Origin of the sequence: Pseudonocardia sp. ICBG1034 (genome assembly GCF_020131375.1) — a bacterium.
GTDB lineage: Bacteria > Actinomycetota > Actinomycetes > Mycobacteriales > Pseudonocardiaceae > Pseudonocardia > Pseudonocardia alni.
This window is the reverse complement of record NZ_JAHLEK010000015.1, coordinates 1811304-1834994: the sequence shown is the minus strand read 5'-3', so window position 1 is coordinate 1834994 and position 23691 is coordinate 1811304. Positions and strand designations below refer to the sequence as shown.

Genomic DNA, 23691 nt, shown 5'->3' with positions numbered 1-23691 from the left:
GCTGGATCGGCCGAGACATCGGTGACGACGCGGCGCATCTCGGCCGTCTCCCGACGGGTGCCACGGTGCAGTTCGGTCACGACGCCACGGCCCACAGGGTGGCCAGCGCGTCGTTGATCGCATCCGGTTGTTGTGTCTGCGGGTAGAAGCCCGGCACGGTGAGCAGTTCGGCGCCGATGCGCTCGGCGAGGACGCGGGCCGCCGCCGTCAACGGTTCGCCGGCCAGGCGTCGATACTCCGCGGGCGCCCCGGCCCAGTCGCCGACGATCACCGAGGCCGGCCACGATGCGGCAGCGAGCGGGTCCAGGTCGATCTCGGCTTCCCAGCAGGGCCGCTCCCCCATGGACGTCCAGGCCACACGCAGCCGCTGCGGAGTCGCGGGCGGTGCGGGCATCCCGAGCGGCTCGGTGGACAGGCGCAGGTAGTCCGCGGCGGTGAGGCCGGCAGGGAGTGACGCGGTGGAGGAGCGGGCCCGGGTGAGCATGTCCCGCACCACCGGTTCGTCCTCGGCGACACGCAGCGCCCCGGGCTGGATCAGACACAGCGACCGGACGAGATCGGGCCGGGCGGAGGCGGCGAGCATCGCGGCGACCCCGCCGTAGGAGTGTCCGACGAGGTGGGCGCCGTCGCCGAGGAGCGCGATGACGTCCTCGGCGTCGACCGCGTAGTCGGTCCGGTACGGGCCCTCGAGGTCGGGGCTGTCGCCGTGACCGCGGCGGTCCATCAGGATCAGCCGGCGGTGTGCGGCCAGTGGGCTTTGGTGGCCGAACCCGTAGCGGTCGTCGGTGCCCCAGGACAGCACACCGTGCACGAACACCGCGGGTGGCTCGGCGGCCCCCGGCGCGGCCAGAACGGTCGCGTTCACTGCGGCCATGTGGAACCTGCACCTCCTCACTGCGATGTCGTGGTGCGGTGGTGTCGCTGCCAGATCTCGGCCGATACCGCGGTCGGGTCCGCGCCGACGGTCGGCGGGAGGTCCCAGATCCGGGTCAGCCACTCGTCGGGCCGGTACCGCGGCCAGCCCGGATCCCCGCTGGCGGCGAACTGCGTCCAGGCCGACCGCATCGCCGTGGACAGCGTGTGGAACTCCCCGGGTCGGGCACCGAGGTCCCAGCCGAGCGGGCCGGTCGGGAGACCGAACACGAACGACTGGTCGAGACCGTGGTAGGCGCCCAACACCGGATCCCCGACCCAGCCGAACTCATAGAAGAACGTGCGACCGCCGGCCTCGGAGTGGGCACGGGCAACCTGGTGCGCGGGCAGCCGGAAGAACGCATCGGAGAGCACCAACGTGGACAGGTCACTGTCGCCGATACCGGGTCGGGCGTGGCGATAGGCGTCCATCGCGGCCGGATCCAGGCCGACACCACGGGCCACACCGGCCGGATCGGCCGCGGCCGGGTCCAGGTTCGCCGTGAACATGCGCGCCTCGGCCGCGGTGCATCCGCAGATCAGGTCGATGCAGCGGCCGACGCCCCGCCGCATCGCCGCCCACGGCAACTCGCCGAGCAGCTCACCGTCCAGGACCACGCCGTAGGGACTGTTCGGATGACTCCAGGCATCCGGATCGGCGGACATCAGCGCCACCGGGTTCCACTGCACGTCGTGGATCGCTTCAGCGGGGACGGCGGCGAGGGCCTCGGCAGTCGGGGCGACACCGAGCTCCTCGGTGATCATCGTGGAGACGGCGCGCGCTTCCTCCGGCGGGACGAACACGTGGCCGGGACTCTGGACGATCCCGCGGTGGAACACCCCGTCCGCGCGGCCCCCGGCGAGGACCGCGGCGATCGAGGTCGCACCTGCGGACTGACCGAACACCGTCACCCGACCCGGGTCACCGCCGAACGCGACGATGTTGTCCTGCACCCACTGCAGCGCGGCGAGCTGGTCGAGTACCCCGCGGTTCCAGGGGGCGTCGCGCACCCAGCCGAATCCTTCGTAGCCGACCCGGTAGTTCACCGACACCAGCACCACCCCGTCCCGCGCCAGCTGTGTGCCGTCGAAGCCCGGAGTGTTCGCCGAGCCGCCGACGAAACCTCCGCCGTGCACCCACACCAGCACCGGCAACCCGTCACCGCCGGCACCATCTCGTGCTCGCGGTGTCCAGACGTTGAGCGTCAGACACTCCGCGCCGGACGCACCACGCAGATCGGCGAGCTCACCGGTGGTGGCCCCGGAGACAGCGGACGGGATCGCCTGCTGCGGAACCCACGCCCCGAACTCGCGTGCCTCCCGCACACCAGCCCACCCCGGAGCCGGTCGCGGCGCCCGGAACCGCAACGCCCCGTGCAGCGGAGCGGCGTAAGGGATCCCCAGAAACGCCACCACATCGACATCCGGCACACCCCTCACCGCGCCGGACCTCGTCCTCACCACCCCGTCCACGGCAATCCTCCTGTCGCGACGGACACCTCATGCCTGGTCCCGGCATCACCGCGTCCCAGACCACCTGGTCGAAGGGGGCGGGCACGACGGAGCGGAGGGTCCTGAGGGGGCCGGTCGTCATGAATGCCGCCGGCCACCACATGTCCCTCCCCCGGCGCTCCTGCACGTGCCTCCGCGATCCGTACCTGTGCCCGCTCGGACACGGGCTCCGCTTCCTGCCGGTAGAACCAGGATTATAGGTCAAGTGTATTATGTCAACCGTATTGGCGAGCCCCCGGGCACGAGGGAGGAACCGGCTTGCCCAAGCAGGTGGACCACCGCAGGCGCCGCGAGACGATCGCCCGCGCACTGTGGCGGGTGGTGGAGCAACGCGGCGTCGCACAGCTGACGATGCGCGTGGTGGCACAGGAGGCGGGCATGTCGCTCGGGCAGCTGCAGCACTACTTCGCCTCCCGGACCGCCATGCTCTCCTTCGCCATGGACTTCGCATCCGAGCAGACCTCCGCACGCATAGGCCGAGGACTGGGGAAGCTCGGGGACCAGCCGCACCCCCGCGACGTGCTGCGGGTGACACTCGCGGAGATGCTGCCCCTGCATGCCGACGCCCGTGCGACCAGCCGCATGAGCGCCGCCTACGTCCTGGAGGCACTGCACGACGACGCCGTACACGAGCAGGCACGCCACGGCCTCGCCCAAGGGCGGACCCTCGTCGAGCAGCTGGTCCGCCAGGCCATCGCCGACGGGCACATCGACACCGACCGCGACCCGGCGACCGAGACCAACCTGCTCCTCGCCCTCACCGGCTTCGCCCCCCTCATCGAGCTCGACGTGATCGAACCCCAGGACGCCCTCACCGCGATCGACGCGCACCTGGGCCGGCTGTTCAGGAGCGACGACAGGCGGCGCGCCCATCTCCGGGATTCCGACGACCAGGAGGCGCCGCACTGACCGTCGGGAACATCGACCTCGCCCGACCCGGGGCGGGGTCAGCTCGACGTCCCGCCTGGCCCGCGCCGAGGCCGGGCGGGCTTGGACGCGTGGTAGCTGCTCGGGGCCACCTGCAGCACACGGCGGACGAGCTCGACCCAGCAGCCGCGGCCGAACGCAGTCAGCGACGACTGATCGTCGGGGCCGGGCACCGCGGCCGCCCACCTTCTACGGTCTGATGCGGGCGCCCCGCGACCGCGCGATGAGTTGACGGACAACTGATAGGTGATGCATAGTGTCTTCGGACCCGGAACCCGACTGCGACCTCGGCTGGTCGATCGGCATGCTGCAGCGCCGGTACCGGTCCGAGGTCGACACGCACATGGAGCGGCTGCCGCGAGGGTCCCGCGGTTACCAGCTCCTGTACGCCGTCATCCACAAGGAGCTTCCCAACCAACTCGCCCTGTCCGAGTACCTCGGCATCGACCGCACGGTCCTGCCCTACGTCATCGACGATCTCGTCGAGGACGGCCTCGTCGAACGGCGCCCCGCCGACGGCGACCGTCGCGCACGCAAGATCGTCGCCACCGAGCGTGGCCGCTCGGTGTTCTCCGACCTCGAACAGGTCGTCGGGAACGCCGAGGACGTCGTGCTCGGCGCGCTCGCCCCGCCCGAGCGCGACCTGTTCAGACACCTGTTGAGCCGGCTGGCCCGACAGGCCCGTGGTGAGCCCCGCGCACATGCCGGGAGCGAGACGGACCTGTAGCGGCACGGCCCCGCACCCGTTCCGAAGGAGCGCCATGACCTCCCGCACCCCGGTCCCCGACCGCGCCGAGCACAACGCGTTCTTCCCCTCGGAATACTCGCTCGGCCAGTACGTCCCGCCGAGGACCGACTTCGACGGCGCCGACCACGAGAAGGTCGCCTCCGGCCCGCGCAAGATCCTCATGATCGGTACCGACGAGCGCTACCTCCCGCTCGCCGACGGCCGGTTCTTCTCCACCGGCAACCACCCGGTGGAGATGCTGCTGCCGTTGATGCACCTCGTGTCCGCCGGCTACGAGATCGAGGTCGCGACGATCTCGGGGAACATGGTCAAGCTGGAGCTCTGGGCGATGCCCGCCGAGGACGAGGCCGTCCAGCGGGCCTACACCGACCTCCTCCCCCAGCTGCAGAACCCCCGCAAGCTCGCCGACGTCCTGCGCGACACCGGATCGCACGACGACTACGCGGCCGTCTTCGTCCCGGGCGGGCACGGCGCCGCCATCGGTATCCCGCACAGCTCCGACGTCCGCGCCGCGCTGCAGTGGGCGCTGGACGAGGACAAGTTCATCATCACCCTGTGCCACGGCCCCGCCGCCCTGATGTCCCTCGCCGACGGCGACACGTCCCCGCTGGCCGGGTACAGCGTGTGCGTCTTCCCCGACGCCCTCGACCAGGGCCCCAACATCGAGATCGGGTATCTGCCCGGGCGGATGCGCTGGTTCGTCGCCGAGGAACTGCAGAAGCAGGGCCTCACCGTCGTCAACACCGAGATGACCGGACAGGTGCACCGCGACCGGAAGCTGCTCACCGGTGACAGCCCGCTCGCGTCCAACGCGCTCGGCCGGCTCGCCGTCGAGGCCCTCACCGGCCGCTCCTGACACCGGGGCCGCCGCGCGGCCCGTACCGACCGGGGGTGGCCGTCGCGGCCGTCGAGGGCCACCCCCGGTCCCGTCGCACGACGAGGGGATCCGAAGTCCGATGTCCAGCACGACCTGGTTCGTCACCGGCGCGTCCAAGGGGATGGGCCGCCACATCACCGACGCCGCACTCGCGGCCGGCCACCGCGTGGTCGCGACCTCCCGCTCCCCCGAGCGGCTCACCGACGAGGTCGGGAGCTCCGACCGGTTCCTCGCAGTACCGATGGCGCTGACCGACGAGACCGAGGTGGCCGCGGCCGTCCACCGGGCCGAAGAGCACTTCGGCGGGATCGACGTACTGGTCAACAACGCGGGCTACTCCGTGCTCGGCGCCGTCGAGGAGTTCTCCGATGCCGAGGTGCGCGCCAACTTCGACGTCAACGTCCTCGGTCTGCTCTCGGTGATCCGTGCCGCGCTGCCGGGGATGCGACGCCGCCGCCGCGGCCACATCCTCAACCTGGCGTCCATCTCGGCCGACGTGACCGGACCCTCCACCGGCGTCTACAGCGCCACCAAGGCCGCGGTGCTCATGCTGACCGAGGCACTCGCCGAGGAGATCTCCCCGCTGGGCCTGCGGGCCACCGCCGTCTGCCCCGGCGGAGTGCGCACCGACTTCCTCGACAGCAGCAGCTCGCGCCGTCCCGAGCGCACCGTCGACGGCTACGACTCGGTGCGCCGGGTCCTCGACGGTCTCGACCGGCTGAACCACCGGCAGGGCGGCGACCCGGCACTGGTCGCCCGCGCCCTGCTCACCCTCGTCGAGCAGCCGGACCCGCCCACCCGGCTCTACCTGGGCTCCGACGCGCTCGGCGCCATCCGCCACCAGACCGCCAGGGTCCGCGCCGAGGCCGACCGCTGGGCCGAGCTGACGACCTCGACCGACGGATGAGGTCGCCACGAGCGAGGCCGGCAGGGGCGCTCGACACGGTGACGATGTAGGAATGCCCCCCGACGCCGGTCGGCGGCGGGCCGGGACGGGGAGGAACGACGTGGACGACCAGTTCGACTTCATCGTCGTCGGCACCGGCGCGGGCGGCGGACCCCTCGCCGCGAACCTCGCGGAGGCCGGCTTCCGGGTCCTCGCGCTCGAGGCGGGTGCCGACCACCGCTGCGTCGTCTACGACGCACCGATCTTCCACGCCCAGGCCAGCGAGCACGCCGAGCTGCGCTGGGACTTCTACGTGCGGCACTACGCCGACGAGCAGCAGCAGCGTCGCGACCCGAAGTACACCCCCGAGCGGTCGGGCGTGCTCTACCCCCGCGGCAGCGCCGTCGGCGGCAGCACCGCCGTCTCCGCGATGATCACCGCGTACCCGAACAACGCCGACTGGGACCACATCGCCGACCTCACCGGTGACGACTCATGGTCGGCCGAGCGGATGCGCCCGCTGTTCGAGCGGCTGGAGCACTGGCACGACCCGGCGGCCGAGCCCGGCACCCCGGTCGACCCGGCTTCGGGCCACGGGACCGCGGGGTGGCTCGGCACCACCCGGGCCGCACCGTCGGTCGGCGGCCGGGAGCCGATGTTCCTCGACATCATCGCCACCATGGAACAGGCGACCGAGGCCATGTTCCCCGGCGAGAACAGACCCGTCCCCGCCGACCCGAACGACCGTCGCTCGGTCGACCACCGTGACGAAGGGATGATCTTCGTGCCGGTGGCGGTGTCGAACGGCGCCCGCAACGGTGCCCGGGAGCGGCTGCTACGCGCCGCTGCGGAGCACCCGGGCAACGTGGAGCTCCGCACCGGCGCGTTCGTCACCCGGGTCCTGATCGAGGACGGCCGGGCCACGGGTGTCGAGTACGCCGAGGGTGACCACCTCTACGGCGCGGACCCGGCCGTGGACGAGGCCGGTCGCGCCCGGGCCCCGCGCACGCGGGTCCACGCCGCGCGCGAGGTCATCCTGGCCGGTGGCGCGTTCAACACGCCCCAGCTGCTCAAGCTCTCCGGCATCGGTCCCCGTGCGGAGCTGGAGTCCCTCGGCATCGCCACCGTCGTCGATCTGCCCGGGGTGGGACGGAACCTGCAGGACCGCTACGAGATCACCGTCGTCGACACGCTCACCCGCGAGTACCCGATCTTCGCCGGGTCCACCCTGAACCCGCCTGCGAACGGCGAGAGCCCGGACGACCTGTTCACCGAGTGGTCCACCGAACGGGACGGGCCGGTCACCACCAACGGCACCCTGGCCGCGTTCCTGAAGCGCTCCTCCGGGGCCACCACACCCGACCCCGACCTGTTCGTCTTCTCCCTCCCGGTCTGGTTCCGCGGCTACTACCCCGGCTACTCGGTGGACTTCACCCGGCACAAGGACGCGGTGACCTGGGTGGTCCTCAAGGCACACACGACGAACACCGCTGGCACGGTCACACTCGCCTCGACCGACCCGTTCCAGCCGCCGCAGATCCGGTTCTCCTACTTCGACGAGGGGAACGGACGACCCGAGGACCTCGAGGCCGTCGTCGACGGGATCGAGTTCGCCCGGTCGCTCGCCGACCGGCTCGGCGACCTCGTCGACCACGAGGCACTGCCCGGGCAGGCCGAGGCCGGCGACCGCGACGCCGTCCGCGAGTACGTCCGCAACGAGGCCTGGGGCCACCACGCCTCCTGCTCGACCCCCATCGGTGCCGACGACGACCCGCACGCCGTGCTCGACTCCCGTTTCCGGGTCCGGGGCGTCGAGGGGCTGCGCGTCGTCGACGCCGGCGTCTTCCCCCGCATCCCCGGCTACTTCATCGCCGCCGCCGTCTACATGGTCGCGGAGAAGGCCTCCGATGTGATCATCGCCGACCACACCCGCGACGGCGCCGCCACGGGGTGACCGACGTAGGTCCTCGTCGATCTCGACACGGTGCTCGACCTGTAGGCGGTCGGGCCCCGATAGGCGCGGGTCCGACGAGCGCGCGCATCGTGGAGGCTCGGTGCGGGCGGGATGAACTCGCCCGCGACGATCCGGTCTCGGCCACCGGTGGCGGCCGCGAACCCGTCGACCTGTCCTTCGTCGGGCTGCCCGAGAGGCTGTTCCTGGAACGGCCCCGCGGGGCCTCCCCGAGGGGGATGTGTCAGGGGTTCTGGTGGTCGTCGAGCCAGCCGAGTGCCTCGGCGCGGCTCTCGTAGACGTAGGGCGCGATGCCACGGTCGGAGAGGTTTCCGCCGAGCTTGAGGCGCATGAACGAACTCGTCGTGTAACGGGTCACGCCGAGGTAGTAGCGGTCCGACAACGCTCGGATCGCCGAGATGTAGCGGTCGGTCAGCTCCGGTGACAGGTCGAAGTTGTCGTAGTTGACGACCACCCGGACCTTGTGGCCGATCGCAGCCATCCGTCGGTCCACCTCCGCGTAGATCTCGTCGACATCGGCCTGGGTCCGCAGCGTCATCCCCTCCATGTTGAGGAAGAAGATGTTGCGCTCGGGGTCGTACCCGAAGCGGGCCTCCAACGGCACGGTCAGCAGGTCGTGGTGCAGACCCATCGGCGCGTCCAGGAAGATGCGCCCGTCCATCAGGACCGGATCGGAGTTGATCAACGGGGTGAACGCGACGTGGGCGAGCACGTCCCGCTCGAGGTCGAGACCGGGAGCGATCTCGATCAGCTCCAGTCCCTCGGGGGTCAGCCGGAACACACACCGCTCGGTCACGAACAGCACCGGCTTGCCCTCCGCCGCGGCGTACGCGCCGCTGAAGGTGCGCTGCTCGACGTCGAGCAGGAACTTCGGAGCCGCCACACCGTCGTCGACGACGATCCTCCCGGCCTCGATGCGGGTGCGGCACGGGGCGAGGAAGGTCCCGAGGAAGAGGACCTGCTTCGCGTTCTGGCTGATGTTGATGAAGCCGCCGGAACCGGCGAGCTTCGGTCCGAAGCGGCTGACGTTGACGTTGCCGTGCACGTCGACCTGTGCCATTCCGAGGAACGCCGCATCGAGTCCGCCGCCGTCGTAGAAGTCGAACTGGGCCGGCTGGTCCAGGATCGCCTGGCCGTTGACTGCCGACCCGAAGTCGAGCCCGCCGAGCGGCATGCCGCCGATCACCCCCGGTTCGGCGGTCAGTGTGATGAGGTCGAGCACGCCCTCCTCCGCGGCGACGGCGGCCAGGCCCTCCGGCATCCCGATCCCGAGGTTGACCACCGAGTTGGGTCGCAGCTCCATCGCGGCGCGACGGGCGATCACCTTGCGCTCGTCGAGCGGCAGCGGCGGGATCGAGGCGAGAGGCACCCGCAGCTCGCCGCTCATCGCGGCCGAGTATCCGGTCGCCCACGTCTGCGTGTGGTGCTCGGGCCTGCCGACCACCACGCAATCGACCAGGACACCGGGGATGACGACGTCGTGCGGTTTGAGCACCCCCGAGTCGGCGATGCGCTCGACCTGCACGATCACGAGCCCGCCCTTGTTGTGGACGGCGGTCGCGACCGCGCGCGCCTCCAGCGTGAGCGCCTCGCGCTCCATCGTGACGTTGCCGTCCGGGTCGGCGGTGGTGCCGCGCAGGAAGGCGACGTCGAGCCGCTCGAAGGCCTTGTAGAACAAGTACTCCTCGCCGTCGATCTCCATGAGGGAGACGCGGTCCTCGGTGGTGACGTCGTTGATCCGGCCACCGCCGTGACGTGGGTCGACGAACGTGCCCAGGCCGACCTTCGTCAAGAGTCCCGGTTTACCCGCGGCGGTGTCACGGAACAGCTGGGCGATCACCCCCTGGGGAAGGTTGTACGCCTGGATCCGGTTCTCGACGGCCATCTGACCGAGACGGCCCGACATTCCCCAGTGGCCGCCCAGCGCGGACTTGAGCAGACCGTCGTAGCAGAGATGCTCGGTACCCCGGCCACCCCTGTCACCCTGGGCGACGGCGAAGGCGATCGTCAGGCCGGTCGGAGATCCGGACTGCAGGAACCGGGCCTCGAGGGCGAGCGTCAGCTCCTCGGCGAAGCACTGACCGGCGAAGCCCTCGATGACGATCGTGTCGTCGTCGCGGATCAGCGCAACCGCCTCCGCCGCGGTGACGACCTTGTTGCGGGCCCGGGTGTGCGCGACGGAATCGGCCGCCAGCTCCATGTCACTCCTGTGTCTCGTCGCCGAACGAGGGCGGACGCCGGCGAGCTACCAGGCACCGGTCCCTGCGTCCGACGGTAGGTGTCGACGACCGGGGAAGGCTCGTCGATCAGCTGACGTAGATCGACTTCAGGTTCAGGTAGCTGCCGAGGGTCTCGGCCGAGAACTCACGCCCGATCCCGCTCTCCTTGACTCCCCCGAAGGGCGAGCCGAGCGCGACCGGGTAGCCGTTGATCCCGATCGTGCCGGTCTCGACCCGGCGGGCGACGGCTTTCGCGCGTTCGATGTCGGAGCCGAACACCGCACCACCCAGGCCGTAGACCGAGTCGTTGGCCAGCCGGACGGCGTCGTCGTCACCGTCGTAGCGGATCACCGACAGCACCGGGCCGAAGATCTCCTCCTGGGCGATCGTCGCAGAGTTGTCGACCTCTATCGCCGTCGGTTCCACGAACCAGCCGGGGGGTACGTCGGCCGGTCGGCCGCCCCCCAGCAGGAGATTGCCCTCGGCCCGACCCCTGGCGATGTAGGACTCGACCTTGTCCCGGTGCAGCTCGGTGGCCAGAGGGCCGATCTGGGTGTTCTCGTTCATCGGGTCCCCGACGGACAGTCCTCGCAGCCTGTCCACGACGCCGTCGACGAGCTCGTCGTAGCGCGACGCCGGCACCAGGACTCGACTGCAGGCGACACAGGTCTGACCGTTGTTCATCATGGTGATGAACTGCAGTCCGGGCCACACGGCGTCCAGGTCCACATCATCGAGCAAGATCGCGGCCGACTTCCCGCCCAGCTCGAGCGTGACCGGACGCAGCAACGTCGCGCACACCCCGCCGATCGCCCGACCCGCCATGGTCGACCCGGTGAACGCAACCTTGTCCACGTCGGGGTGCGACACCAGGTAGGCGCCGACCTCGCGGTCGGCAGCCACCCAGTTGACGACCCCCGGCGGAAGACCGGCCTCCTCGGCCGCCTCGGCGACGACGTAGGAATCGAGCACGGTGTTCGGCGACGGCTTCACGACCACCGTGCAGCCTGCGGCAAGCGCAGGCGCGATCTTGCTCAGGGCCAGCACGACCGGGTAGTTCCAAGGCACGATCGCCGCGACGACGCCCATCGGGAACCGCTCGACCAGGGTCTGGCTGCCCAGCTGCGACGGGCGGACATCCGGCTCGTCGAGCCGCGCCGCCTGGTCGGCGTAGAACCGCAGGAATCCGACCCCGAAGCCTGCTTCCAGCGACCTCGCCAGGCCGATGGGCATGCCGTTCTGTCTCGTCACCGACGTCGCGAGCTCGGTACCCCGCTTCTCCAGCGCGTCGGCGAACCTCATGAGCGCAGCGGCGCGCTCGGCACCCGTACTGGTCCCCCAGCCGGCCTCGAACGCCCGCCGTGCAGCGTGGACAGCGCGGTCGACATCCACCTCGCCCGCCTCCGGGACGAACGCGATCGACTCCCCCGTCGTGGCGTCGAGGACGTCGAACCTGCGGTCGGACGCCGGTGCGGTCCAGGTCCCGTCGATGAAGAAGGTCTCGCGGTCAGCGCCCATGCTGCGCGTCTCCCTACTACTCGTCGTCCGTGCCGGGCTCGCACGCGGCACCCACCGGTGTGGATCGAACTCACCCGACGATGCGTCTCCGTCGAGCGTCGGCTACAGCGTGGTGTGCGACGGGCGTCGCGTCGATGGCCGCTACGACACGATCCCCGCTGGTTCGATGTGGCTCCTGACAACGTTCGACGGTGGGCTGTCGCGCGAGACTGACCTGCGCATCCTCGCCCCAGGTCGCGGGCATCCCGCTAGACCGGCCACCGCCGGGCGCCAGACATGGAGTGCCCATGGAGCAGATCAGACGACGACCGGGTGACGTCCCGTTGCCGTGCGCCCGGTGCGGCGCCATCCGCGCACTGGACCAGGACCTCGTCCTCTGTCGACCCTGTGCCGACGGCTCGCCGCGGTGGTCCGCTCCGAGCGGCCGCGGGTCGGCCCGGCTGCACCGGTCCCGGACCCCGGAACGACCGGCCCGTGCACACACCGACGCCGTCCCGGAGGCGAACTCGAGCGACCGACGGCTCATGTCGACGTCGAGTGACTCCTACCGCCGGTTCCACGACTCGGTGCAGCAGCTCGTCGCGGCGGCGATACCGGACCGGCCGTCGTCACTGGTCGGTGGCCCGCCGGGGCTACCCCACCGGGCGACCACCGACCAGCCGCGGCACATCACGGACGGGATCGAGGCCCGGCGCGCCGGGATCGCCGCGCTGCAGAGTCGGGTGACACGAGTCGACGGTCGGCCTGCGCCGGTGCAGTCCCGGCTCCGTCCACGCGCGGAACGGAGGGGTCGCCGGACCGAGCCGTCGGGTGATCCGCCGCGCCCGTCGGCGTGGGCGAGCACCGAGGGTCGACCCGACGTCCGGCTCACTCCGTCTCCAGTGCCGCGGTGATCTCGGCCGCCACGACATCCGGGGCGCGTCCGGCATCGATCCGGGTCACCGGTCCGCGTGCCGCGAGGATCTCGACCACAGGCAGCACGGACTCCCGGTAGACGGCGAGGCGGTGGGCGATGATCTCGGCAGTGTCGTCGGCCCGGCCCTCGATCGCTGCGCGAGCGAGCATCCGCCGGACGAGCTCGTTCCCGGCGACCTCCAGCACGATGACCCGGTCCGGCGGCACCGGACCGTCGAGCAGAGCGTGCGCTTGCGAACTCGAGCGAGGGAAGCCGTCGAGCAGGTATCCGGCTCCGACCGCCGCCGCGACACGCGTGAGAACGACGTCGACGATCAGCTCGTCCGGCACCAGGGATCCCGACACCATCGTGGTCGCGACCCGACGGCCCAGCTCGGAGCCCGCGGCCACCTCACTGCGCAGGAGCTCCCCGGTCGACAGATGGCGTAGGCCCATCCGCGTGGCGAGTCGATCGCACTGGGTTCCTTTACCTGATCCGGGAGGACCCATGACGACGATGTTCACGGCTTGACACCCCGGCCGATCACGGTGCCGTCACGTCCGACGGCGGGGTCACCTCGCGGTGGAGGATCTTGCCGGTGGGCCCCTTGGGAAGCTCGTCGACCAGCCAGACGAGTCGGGGGTACTTGTAGGCGGCGAGCAGGGTACGGGAGAAGTCCCGGATCTCGTCGACGTCGGCCGTGGCCCCCCGGCGTAGCGCGACGGCGGCGCCGACCTCCTCCCCGAGGCGGTCGTGCTTGATGCCGATCACGGCGACCTCGGCGATCGCGGGGTGCTGGTAGAGCACCTCCTCCACCTCGCGCGGATACACGTTGTAGCCCCCGCGGATGATCAGCTGCTTCTTGCGGTCGACGATGTGGATGAAGCCGTCCTCGTCCCGGCGGGCGAGGTCACCACTGCGGAACCAGCCGTCGGGGATTGCTTCGGCCGTGGCCTCCGGCCGGCCGTGGTATCCCGCCATGACGCCCTCGCCGCGGATCGCGATCTCGCCGACCTCGCCGGCCGGGAGGTCGACGCCGGCGTCGTCCACGATCCTGATCTCCATTCCGCGCACCGGTACGCCGATCGAGCCCGGCCTGCGGTCCGAGCCCGGGTGGTTGAAGGACGCGACCGGGGAGGTCTCCGACAGGCCGTACCCCTCGAGGATCTGGCAGCCGAAGCGTCGTTCGAAGGCGTGCAGGATCTCGACCGGGAGTGCGGCCCCACCGGAGATACATGTCCGCAGGCTCGTCGTGTCGTGGTCGCCGTCGACCGTCAGGAGCCCGTTGTACATCGTGGGGACGCCCTCGAAGACCGTGACCTTCCTGGCCGCGATGAGGTCCAGCGTCGTGGCCGGGTCGAAACGGGGCAGCAGCACCAGCGAGGCTCCGGCCACGATCGTCGCGTTGAGGCCGCAGGTCAGGCCGAAGACGTGGAACAGCGGGAGGCAGCCCATGATGACGTCGTCCGGGGTGGCCTGCAGCAACGTCTCCGCCGTGGTCGCCGCGTTGGTCGCCATGTTGCGATGGGTGAGCACCGCGCCCTTGGGCTGCCCCGTGGTACCCGAGGTGTAGAGGACCAGTGCGAGATCGTCGTCGGCCCGTTCGACGGGGTCGGCGAGCGGCGGGGACGCCCGGACCTGCTCCTCCGACGGCCCGAGCGCCCCGATCTCGATCAACGGAACGCCGAGCGCCGAGGTGGCCGTCCGCGCGGCACCGGCCACGGATTCGAGGGCGACGACGGCCGACGCACCCGAGTCCCGGAGGTAGTAGTCGACCTCCCGCGGCGTCAGCTGCGGGTTCATCGGAACCACGCCGGCCCCCGCGATCAGCGCTCCGTAGAACGCGATCGGGAAGGCGGGGACATTCGACGAGACGAGTCCGACCCGGTCGCCGGGCCCGACGCCCGTGTCGCGCAGCATCCCGGCGACCGCCCGAGCGCGGGACAGCAGCGTCCGGTAGTCGATCTCGGTGTCGTCGATGCACAAGGCGATGCGGTCGCCGTGCGCCCGAGCACTCGACACCAGGTTCAGCGAGAGGTTGGCCATGTCTCCCTCGACGTCGTCGTCGTGTGGTCGCGGCTCCGGCGTCAGGCACGCCGGCCGTGTTCCTCCCGCGGGGCAGCGGCCCGGGACCGGGCCGTCGACCGAGGAGGTCGGGACCAGCGTGCTGGCTGCGGCCCCCTCCGTCGATGGTCCCGGGGACAACGGCCCTGCCTATTGGCGGTGCCACGGCACAATGCCCGTCCGCGGCCACCGAGCGCAGCTCGGCGCGGGGCCGGGTCAGTCCGGACCGTCGAGGAACCGGTCGATCACCGGGGCGAGCTCGGCGGCTTCGGAGAGCACGGCCAGGTGCCCGCCGCGGTAGCGGTGCAGGCGACCTCGCGGCAGCAGTCGCTGCATGATCCTCCCGTTGACCTCCGGGATGATCGGGTCGTCGTCACCGACCATGACCAGCGTCGGCTGACGCAGCAATGGCAGGAACGGCAGGCTGGTCCAGCCGGCCATGGCGGCGAGCTGGAACAGGTAGGGCAGTACCGAGGTGGCGCGCGGCTCACGATGCAGCAGGTCGGCCACACGGGGCCCCGCGGTGCGTGCCGAACCCCCGTAGATCTCACCGGCGATGCTCCGGGCGTACTCCGGATCCCGGTGGCGGCGAGGTGTAGCCATGCGCAGCAGCACCCTCGGCGCGGCCGGGACCATCAGTGTCCCGGTCGCGGTCGCGGTGAGCACGACCCGGCGACAGTGCCGCGGGTTCTGGACGGCGTACTGCTGCGCGAGGCCACCACCCCACGAGACGCCGAGGACGTCGGCCCTCCGGTAGCCGAGACGGTCGACCACTCCGCGCAGCGCGCAGGCGAGAGCAGGCATCCGGTACGGCACGATCGGACGGGGCGACCGCCCGATGCCGGGTGCGTCGAACAGCACCAGCGGACGGTCGGGATCGAGCCGGTCGACGAGCGCATCGAACAGGGTCGAGCTCGTCCCGATCCCGCTGCACAGAACGAGGGGGACCCGGCCCGCGGCGCCGGGTCGGTGGTCGACGTGCAGCGCCCGCCCGGCCGCGCGGATGGTGCCGGTGACCCGCCCGCGGCGCCTGCCCGTGTCATCACCGCGGCTCATGTCGTGTGCACGTAGGTTCCGGGCGCGGGTTCGAGAACCGGGTACTCGGCGTTGCCCGACTCGGTCGGGGCGTCCACCTCGTCGCCGCTCCGGGCGTGCAGCCAGCGGCTGAGGTCCGGCCACCAGGAGCCCTGGACCCTTTCGGCGTCCCGGTGCCAGTCTTCGGCGGCGACCGGGGTCTCGGCCGCCGTCCAGAACGACGCCTTGGTGCTCGACGGCGGGTTGACGATCGACGCGACATGGCCTGCCGAGGAGAGGACGAAGCGGCTGCTTCCGCCGAGCAGGTCCGTGCTCCGGTAGCACGCCTGCCAGGGGCAGATGTGGTCGGTCACCCCGGCCGTGACGTAGCTGTCGACGGTGACCGCCGCGAGGTCGACGGGCGTGCCGAGCAGTGTGGCCCCGCCCGGGCGGGTCAGCGCGTTGTCCCGGGCGATCTCGACGAATCCCCGGTGCAGGGCGGCCGTCATGCGGGTCGTGTCGGCATTCCAGAACAGGACGTCGAACGGGGCCGGCGAGCGGCCGAGCAGGTAGCTCGACACCCAGTAGTTCCAGACCAGGTCGTTGGGCCGCAGCCAGGCGAACACCTCGGCCAGCGCACGTCCGTCGAGATAGCCGCGCGCCGCGGAGGCCCGCACGGCGGCCTCGGCGGCGGCCGGGGTGAGGAGCTCGCCGGTGAGCCCGGTGTCCTGCTGGTCGAGCACCGCGACGGACAGCCCGAGGCCCGCGACCGTGTCGAGGCCACCGCCGGCGGCGAGATGTGCCAGCGCCATCGACGCGATGATCCCGCCCGAGCAGAAGGCGTGCACCAGTGCGCGCGGCGCCCGGGTGAGCGACCGGGCGGTCGTCAGTGCCTCGAGCACGGCCGTGCCGTAGACATCGAGGCCCCAGGAGGCGTGCCGGACGTCCGGGTTGCGCCACGACATCACGAACACCTGATGGCCCTCCCCGACCAGGTACTCGACGAGGCTGCGCCCGGGCGCCATGTCCACGACGTAGTACTTGTTGATCACTGGCGGCACGATCACCAGCGGGTACTCCCGCACCGACGTCGTGGTCGGGGTGTACCGGATCAGCTCGTACTGCGGCGTGCGGGCCACGACCTGGCCGGGGGTCGCCGCGACGGTCTCGCCGACGACGAACGCGTCGGGTTCCACCATGCGCGGGACCCGGGGCGGTTCGGCCATGTCCCGCACCAGATTGCGGGCCCCCCGCAGGAAGTGGGTACCGGCCGTGTCCACGATCGCCCGGAGTGCCTCCGGGTTGAGGACCGGGTTGTTGCTCGGCGCGAGCGCGTCGATCAGGTTCGACACCCCGGCCCGGACCCGGGTCGCGTCGTGCGGGTCGAGACCGGCCTGCTCGACGATCTCCCGCGCGGCCGACGACGTGGCCAGGTAGGCCTGCAGGGTGCGCCGCAGCATCGGGTTGGTGGACCACGCGGGATCGGCGAACCTGCGGTCCCGGGGCCCCGGGGCCACGTCGGAGACGCCGAGGGCGACCCGCCCGAGCTCGGCGGCGAGTGCCCCGGCGCGGCGCGCCACGGGTCGCGGCCGGGCGGCCAACCCGACCAGCAGCTTCGCCGTGGAGGTGGACGGCCCGACCCGGTGCCTGAGCCCGCCCGCGGCCCGTGTGAGCAACAGGTCCAGCGGTGCGCCGAGCTCGGCGGTGTCCTCCGGCTCCGGACCGCCGTCGCGCCGCATGTTCATCGGAGGACCACCCCGGTCGTGGAGCCGGGTCCGCCCGGGCCGTGCGAGAGATCCAACCGTGTCCTCCGGCGCTCGATCCTGGGTGACGACAGGTGCGCTCCTCCGGCGGCCGTCGCGCCGCTCACTCTGCACAGGGACGCGACGAGTGGTCACTGTCGGCGCGAACCGCATATCCCACACCGGCTTGTTCCGGATCACAACCGCGATCCGGATGAGCCGGTCGCGACGGACTGGGGTCAGTCGACCAGGTCGTCGCCGAGCGGGTCGAACGCGTCCGGGAGGCCCCGACGGGCCGCGAGGGTGACGTAGAGCTCGGCGGAGCTCATCGGGTCGGAAACGCTGCGCCCGGTGTGGTGCTCGACGGCCCGCAGGCGGTGCCGGACCGTGTTCGGGTGGCAGAACAGCCGCTCACCGGTCGCCACCGCCGACCCGCCGGTGTCGAACCAGACGCGCAGCGTCTCCAGAAGCACGTCGCGTTCCTCGGCCGGCAGGTCCAGCAGGGAGCCGAGAACCTGCCGCTCGATGCGCCGTGCGGCAGTCGGCGAGCCGGTGACCAGCAGCGGCAGGGGCGCATCCTCGAACTGCCGGACGTCACCGCGGCCCCGCGCCGCCGCCATCGCGATCCGTGCACGCTGCAGGGCGGCCGGGGCCTGATCGACGGCGTCGAACACCGGGCTGACACCGACCCGCGCGGAGGCAAGCGCCGCGAGGCCGTCCAGCAGCGGCCCGACCGCTCCTCCCGCGCGCAGCGACACGATCCCGGCCTGCTCATCGGGGGTGTGCCGCCACGCGGAGCCGAGGCCGTGGCCCGCCAGCCGCCGTTCGACTCCGGGCAGTGCCTGCCGAGGGAGGTCGATGGCCTCGGCCGAGACCACTACGAACCGGCCGTGGTAGGGAAGCCCGAGCAGACTGGTCGCCTCCCACGCGGTCACACCGTCCGACAGACGACCGTCGAGGAGCGCCCCGACCAGGGTGGAGCGCTCCTGCTCGCGGCGCAGCACCCGTTCGGCGACCACGCCGCGGTAGGCGGAGCTCATCTCACCGGTGTAGCTCTCGCAGATCGCCCACAGCTCCGACGCGAGGTCCACCAGCTGCGCGTCCGGGACGGTCCCGTCGCGACGGGCCTCGGTCACCACCGTGTCCCACATGAACGCGAACCCGACCCGGAAGGCACTCTGGGCCGCGGCGAGCGGAACCCCCTGCTCCGCCCGGCGGCGCCCGGTACGGCGGGGCGCGGCCAGCTCGTACGGTCCCAGGCCTCCGAGTCGGCGGAAGACGTAGTCGATGTTGTCGCGACACGACTCCGCCAGGTCGTCGCGGGGGACCTCGCCCGCTGCCGCGTACTCCAGGACCTCCTTCGCGATGCGCTCGGCCAGCTCGTCTGCCAGGACGGGCAGCCTCCGCAGCACGGTCCTGCACAGGTTCGTGACCTGCGGGCGCACCGGCCGGACGCTCACCGCCCGCTCCCGTACGACGTGGGCGGCCCCGCCCCGTCGGTGGCAGCGAGCCACCGGTAGGCCTGCATCGCGACGATCAGCTCCGCGGAACCGCGCGCGTCGCCGAGCGAGTGGCCGGTCCGCGCCTCCACCCGCTTGAGCCGGTGCCGCACGGTGTTCGGGTGGCACGCGAGGCGACGGGCCGCGTCGGGGACGGATCCGGCGACCTCGAAGTAGGTCTGCAGGGTCGTCAGCAGCACCTCCACCTCGGCGGGGACGACGGCGCCGATCAACGGCCCGAAGCAGGCGTCCACAGTCCGCCGTGCGCGCTCCGGCGAGCTCGCCACGAGCATCGGCAGTGGCGACCGGTCGAACACGTTCACCGCCGGGGCACCGGTGCCGCTGCTGACCATCGCGATCCGGGCCAGGTGCAGCGAGCGCGGAGTCGTGGCGAGAGCGCGGTAGGCCGGTCCGACACCGACCCGGCCCGAGGCGGTCCGGCCGAGCAGGTCCACCAGCTCGTCGAGGCGGGCGCGAGTGCGCAGGGACACGATGCCGATCTGTGCGTCGGGGAGCAGGCACCACGCGGAGCCGAGCTCCTGCTCCCGGAGCAGACCGGCGATCCCGGGCAGGGCCTGCCGGGCCAGAGCGGGCACCTCGGCGGCCACCACGACGAACAGGCCGTGGTGCGGCAACCCGACCGTGTCGGCCACGTGCCACACCGACGCCGTGTCCACCACCCGGCCCTGCAGCAGCGCCTCGACCATGACCGACCTCTCGAGCTCCCGTCGTGTCGTCCGCTCCGCGAGCACCTCCTCGTAGGCGTTCTCCATCTCGGTCGTGAACAGCTCGTGCAGCGCCCACATCCCCGCCGCCGCGGCGACAAGCTCGGCGTCGCCGAGATCGCCGCCGCGTCGTGCCTCCCCGACCACGGACTCCCACACCAGGGAGGCCGCCAGCCGGAAGGCGCTCTGGATCGCGGCCAGAGGCGCGCCCTGCTCGGCACGTCGGCGGCCGGTCTCGCGGGGTGCAGCGAGGTCGACGGCGGCCTCACCGGCCACCCGGCGGAACATGAACTCCAGGTTGGCCCGGCACGAATCGCGCAGATCCTCATCGGACACGACGTCGCCGGTACGGTAGAAGTCCACCTGGCTACCGATGCGCCGCGCCAGTTCCGTCGCGAGTGCCGGAGCCCGGTCCAGGATCCGGAGGGCGACCCGCCCCACCGGGGTACCCGGGGGTTCGCCGACGGATGTCACGTCCCCTCCTCCGCCGGCGGGCCGGTGCCGGCGGCACGCACCCTACCGACGGACGCGGGGGACGGATCCCGTGCGACCGGACGTCGCCCTCCGAGGACCACGACTGAAGGGATGCATCGCCGATGGCACCACGAGACAATCCGGACCCCGCGGAGGCGGGTGCGTACTTCCCCTCGCAGGCGAGCCTGCGGCGCGCACCGAGGACGACGGACTACGACGGACCCGCCCACCCGGCGCCGGACGGGCCGACGCGCGGTCGGATCCTCATGATCGCCACCGAGGAGCGCTACCTCCCCATCAGGGGCGGGATCCTGTTCTCCACCGGCAACCATCCGGTGGAGACCCTGGTCCCGCTCCTGCACCTCGAGGCCGCGGGCTTCGACACCGACGTGGCCACGTTGTCCGGTGCGATGGCCAAGTTCGAGCACTGGGCCTTCCCCCATGACGACGAGGCGGTCCGCGGGATCTACGAGCGCATGCTGCCGCGGTTTCGCGGGCCGCAGCGGCTGCGCGACGTCCTCGACCGCGGGCTGGACGGCTACGACGCGGTCTACCTGCCCGGCGGCCACGGTGCGATGAACGGCCTGCCCCGGAGCCACGACGTCCGAGACGTCCTGCGACGGGTACAGGAGCGGGACATGACCATGATCGCGATCTGCCACGGGCCCGCCGCGCTGGTCGCCGGAGGGCTGGACGGCGGGACCAACCCGTTCACCGGCTACGAGGTGGTCGCCTATCCCGACCGGGTCGACGCCGGGCCGAGCATCGAGAGCGGGTACCTGCCCGGCGAGATGGAATGGTACGTCGGCGAGGCGCTCGTCGCCCAAGGGCTCGACGTCCTGAACCGGGACGATGTCGTCTCGGGGCGGGTGCACCGGGACCGCAACCTGCTCTCGGGCGACAGCCCGCAGGCGGCCAACGCGCTGGGGAGGCTCGCCACGGAGTTCCTGGCCTCCCGCGCCTGAGCGGGTGTGGCCGGGACGCCCTCGCGCTGCCCCGGCCACACCCCCGTCCCGTGCGGTCAGCGGACCGAGCCGAGATCGACGCCCCGGGTCTCGGGCAGCCGCCGGACAGCGAGCAGCGTGACCACGCACAGCAGCACGACGTAGCCGTTGGACAGCCAGGTCATGCCCAGGCTGTTGAACAGCTGGTTGAGGTACGGCGCGGACCCGCCGAACGCGGCCACCGAGATCGAGTAGGCGAACCCGATGTCGCGGGTCCGCGTCGCGGTCGGGAAGACCTCCGACATCACGCACGAGAGCTGCGCGCCCGCGGCGCCGACGACGAGTAGCGCGACCGTCGAGGCGACCAGCAGGGTCCACCAGCTGCTGCTGATCAGGCTCATCAGCGGGACCTGCAGCAGGATCATCGCCGCGCCGAACCCGTAGAGGACCGGCCTGCGTCCGACCCGGTCCGACAACCGGCCCCAGAACGGCACCGCCACGAGCGCGACGAGCTGCGCCGCCACCGTCGACCAGTACGCCTCGTCCGGAGCCATTCCCCGCTCGACGATGGCGAAGGTCGAGACGTAGGAGGTCCAGGTGTAATGGGCCGCCGTGATGCCGGCGACCAGGGCGACGACCAGCAGGACGGACCCGGCCCGGCCTCGCCGCACGGGGTTCGCGATGTCGATGTCCGTGGCCGGGGCGGCGGGCCCGTCGTCGAACACGGCGGACTCCGCCATGCCCCGCCTCATCCACAGCGCGACCAGCGCCAGGACCGCACCGAGCAGGAACGGCACCCGCCAGCCCCACTCGGCGACCGCCGATTCGTCCAGCACCCCGGTGATCGCACCACCCAGCGTGTAGGCGAGGACGGATCCGCCGAAGATCGCGACGAACACGACACTCCCCCACTGGCCGCGTCGGTGAGGCGGTGCGATTTCGGCGACGTAGGTGTTCGCGGTGGCCGACTCGCCGCCGTGCGCGAAACCCTGCAGCACCCGAGCCAGGAGCAGCCCCGCCGAGGCCGCGATCCCCACCGAGTCATAGCTCGGCAGCAGGCCGATGCCCACCGAGGCGAAGGCCATGGTCAACATCGTGGTGACGAGGACGAACCGCCGACCCCGCCGGTCGGCGATGCGACCGAAGACGATTCCACCGAGCGGCCGCATCAGGAAGCCGACCCCGAAGACCGCCAGCGTCGCCAGCAGCCCGGACACCTGGTCCGCCGGATCGAACATGGCGCGGGCAATGAACGGGGCGAACACCGCATAGGCACTCCACTCGTACCACTCGAGGAGCTGCCCCGCGGTGCTGGCGGTCAGCGAGCGGCGCTGGACCCCCGGGGACGGGGAGGGGCGGACGGCGCCGGGGGGTGGGGATGTTCGCGACATTGCGGTCTCCTGGTGTCGACGGGCTCCGTCGAAGGCTCCCGGGCCCGGACACCACGGTCATCGTGTCCGCCCACCACAGCGAATTGTGGTGGGCGGACAACGACCGTCCGGGCCGGTCAGCGCTGGGACGACGCGTCCTCACCGGGACGCGTGAGCAGCCGTACCGCGATCAGTAGCTCCTGCAGGTCGGCGAACCGCCGCAGGTCGCAGCCGGTGCGCTCGGCGATCCGCTCCAGCCGGTAGTAGGCGGTGTTGACGTGCATGTGCATGGCGGACGCGGTGAGGGTGGCGTTCATGTCGTGGGCGGCGTACTGCCGCAGCGTCTCGACGAGCGCACCACCGCGGGCGACGTCCTGCTCGACGAACTGGCGTATCTGCGGCCGGATCAACCGCCGGACCGTGTCGTCCGACCGCAGGACCAGGTAGTCGACGGCGCTCAGCGACGGCAGGGCGACCACACCGGTGCGCCCCGCCAGCCCCGAACGCGCCACGACCGCCTCGGCGTGACCCCGCGCGACCGATCCGGCTCCGGTGTGGACGGTGCTGATCCCGGTCGCCGCCTCGACGCCCTGCCGCTGCAGCCTCTCGTGCACCCGCTGCAGCTCCTCGACGAAGGTGGCGGCTCCCGCTCGGGACACCGGCGCGATGCCGACGGCCTCGTCCCGGCGCAGGACCGCCAGTCCGGGGCGAGTCGCGGCGACCGCGCTGCGCAACGTCTGCACGACGTCGCGCAGCGCCCCGCCGCCGGCCGACGACGGGGCGAGGACTGTGCTCGACACGACCAGCCGGGCGGTGCCGTCCAGACCGGTGCGCCCCGCCAGCTCGCGCGAGGGCCCGGTCCCGGGCTCGCGACCGGCCAGCAGGTCCTCCACCAGGTCGCGCGCGATCCGGTCGCTCTCGGCCAGCTCGTACTGCTGTGCGAGCAGGTAGGCCTCGGCGGCGGTGGTGCTGCCGACCTCGATCGCCTGCATGACGTCGGTGGCCAGGCGCAGCGCGACCTCACGGCTCGCCTCGTCGGAGCCCGACGCACGCACGACGCCCTCCCACAGCAGGACCTGGTTGATGCGGAAGGCACGCAGGAAGTCGGCGAGCGGCACCCCCTGCGCGACCCTGCGGGTGGCGTGGGCGGCCGTGGTCCCGAAGTCCTCCGGCTCGGCCGGCCGCCGTCCGGCGAGGACGTCGAGGACGGTCCGGAACACAGCGTCCACGTGGTCGTACAGGTCCGACCGCAGGGTCGGGTCCGCGGCGGCGGCATAGGCGGGGACCTGCTCGAAGGTCCGCAGGACGGACGCCGCGACGGTCTCGTCGAGCGACTCCCGGACCCGCTCAACGATGATGCGGACCACGGCCTCATCGCTCATCCGACGCAGGG

The 23691-nt window shown here is 71.8% G+C and carries 18 protein-coding genes; 6 read left to right on the top strand and 12 right to left on the bottom strand.

Annotation, left to right across the window (positions count from 1 at the left end; translation table 11 throughout):
• Positions 1–76: 76 nt before the first annotated feature.
• The gene (locus KPF22_RS10115) at positions 77–874 is read right to left on the bottom strand and encodes an alpha/beta fold hydrolase (RefSeq protein ID WP_224401857.1); all 798 of its coding nucleotides are present in this window, start codon (positions 872–874) and stop codon (positions 77–79) included.
• Between the two features lie 17 nt (positions 875–891).
• Positions 892–2373 (bottom strand): carboxylesterase/lipase family protein, encoded by a 1482-nt coding sequence (locus KPF22_RS33055; RefSeq protein ID WP_224401856.1) that lies wholly within the window; start codon positions 2371–2373, stop codon positions 892–894.
• A gap of 309 nt (positions 2374–2682) precedes the next feature.
• On the opposite strand from KPF22_RS33055, the gene KPF22_RS10105 reads away from it, so the two are divergent.
• The 5 genes from KPF22_RS10105 to KPF22_RS10085 all read left to right on the top strand — a co-directional run bounded on the left by KPF22_RS10105 (position 2683) and on the right by KPF22_RS10085 (position 7816).
• Positions 2683–3333, top strand: a complete 651-nt coding sequence (locus KPF22_RS10105; RefSeq protein ID WP_224401855.1) for a TetR/AcrR family transcriptional regulator — start codon at positions 2683–2685, stop codon at positions 3331–3333.
• Positions 3334–3607: 274 nt separating this feature from the next.
• Entirely contained in the window at positions 3608–4078 is a 471-nt protein-coding gene (locus KPF22_RS10100; protein WP_224401854.1) for a MarR family winged helix-turn-helix transcriptional regulator, read from the top strand.
• Between the two features lie 34 nt (positions 4079–4112).
• The gene (gene hchA / locus KPF22_RS10095) at positions 4113–4955 is read left to right on the top strand and encodes a glyoxalase III HchA (RefSeq protein ID WP_255624245.1); all 843 of its coding nucleotides are present in this window, start codon (positions 4113–4115) and stop codon (positions 4953–4955) included.
• Between the two features lie 100 nt (positions 4956–5055).
• Positions 5056–5883, top strand: a complete 828-nt coding sequence (locus KPF22_RS10090) for an SDR family NAD(P)-dependent oxidoreductase (protein WP_224401852.1) — start codon at positions 5056–5058, stop codon at positions 5881–5883.
• 100 nt (positions 5884–5983) lie between these two features.
• Positions 5984–7816, top strand: coding sequence for a GMC family oxidoreductase (locus tag KPF22_RS10085; protein ID WP_224401851.1), 1833 nt, complete (start codon positions 5984–5986; stop codon positions 7814–7816).
• Between the two features lie 241 nt (positions 7817–8057).
• On the opposite strand, the gene KPF22_RS10080 is transcribed toward KPF22_RS10085, so the two are convergent.
• The 8 genes from KPF22_RS10080 to KPF22_RS33050 all read right to left on the bottom strand — a co-directional run bounded on the left by KPF22_RS10080 (position 8058) and on the right by KPF22_RS33050 (position 19984).
• The gene (locus KPF22_RS10080) at positions 8058–10034 is read right to left on the bottom strand and encodes an acyl CoA:acetate/3-ketoacid CoA transferase (RefSeq protein ID WP_224401850.1); all 1977 of its coding nucleotides are present in this window, start codon (positions 10032–10034) and stop codon (positions 8058–8060) included.
• A gap of 106 nt (positions 10035–10140) precedes the next feature.
• Positions 10141–11571, bottom strand: coding sequence for an aldehyde dehydrogenase (locus KPF22_RS10075; protein WP_224401849.1), 1431 nt, complete (start codon positions 11569–11571; stop codon positions 10141–10143).
• Between the two features lie 867 nt (positions 11572–12438).
• A complete protein-coding gene (locus tag KPF22_RS10070; protein WP_224401848.1) occupies positions 12439–12975 on the bottom strand; it encodes a nucleoside monophosphate kinase in 537 nt (178 codons plus the stop codon).
• A 34-nt stretch (positions 12976–13009) separates the two neighbouring features.
• Entirely contained in the window at positions 13010–14512 is a 1503-nt protein-coding gene (locus tag KPF22_RS10065) for a long-chain fatty acid--CoA ligase (RefSeq protein ID WP_224401847.1), read from the bottom strand.
• Positions 14513–14746: 234 nt separating this feature from the next.
• A complete protein-coding gene (locus KPF22_RS10060; protein ID WP_224401846.1) occupies positions 14747–15586 on the bottom strand; it encodes an alpha/beta fold hydrolase in 840 nt (279 codons plus the stop codon).
• Positions 15583–17289 (bottom strand): alpha/beta hydrolase, encoded by a 1707-nt coding sequence (locus tag KPF22_RS10055; RefSeq protein ID WP_224401845.1) that lies wholly within the window; start codon positions 17287–17289, stop codon positions 15583–15585. The genes KPF22_RS10060 and KPF22_RS10055 overlap by 4 nt, the downstream gene beginning before the upstream one ends.
• A gap of 236 nt (positions 17290–17525) precedes the next feature.
• On the bottom strand, positions 17526–18746 hold the full coding sequence (locus KPF22_RS10050) for a CdaR family transcriptional regulator (protein ID WP_224401844.1): 1221 nt from the start codon (positions 18744–18746) through the stop codon (positions 17526–17528).
• Positions 18743–19984: a CdaR family transcriptional regulator gene (locus KPF22_RS33050; RefSeq protein WP_224401843.1), complete on the bottom strand. Its 1242-nt coding sequence runs from the start codon at positions 19982–19984 to the stop codon at positions 18743–18745. The genes KPF22_RS10050 and KPF22_RS33050 overlap by 4 nt, the downstream gene beginning before the upstream one ends.
• 122 nt (positions 19985–20106) lie before the next feature.
• Here KPF22_RS33050 and KPF22_RS10040 point away from each other — a divergent pair, with 122 nt between their 5' ends.
• Positions 20107–20949 (top strand): DJ-1/PfpI family protein, encoded by an 843-nt coding sequence (locus KPF22_RS10040; RefSeq protein ID WP_224401842.1) that lies wholly within the window; start codon positions 20107–20109, stop codon positions 20947–20949.
• A 56-nt stretch (positions 20950–21005) separates the two neighbouring features.
• Here the strand turns inward: KPF22_RS10040 and KPF22_RS10035 are convergent, their stop codons facing one another.
• Positions 21006–22319, bottom strand: a complete 1314-nt coding sequence (locus KPF22_RS10035) for an MFS transporter (RefSeq protein WP_224401841.1) — start codon at positions 22317–22319, stop codon at positions 21006–21008.
• A gap of 116 nt (positions 22320–22435) precedes the next feature.
• Positions 22436–23680: a CdaR family transcriptional regulator gene (locus KPF22_RS10030; protein WP_224401840.1), complete on the bottom strand. Its 1245-nt coding sequence runs from the start codon at positions 23678–23680 to the stop codon at positions 22436–22438.
• Between the last annotated feature and the right edge of the window lie 11 nt (positions 23681–23691).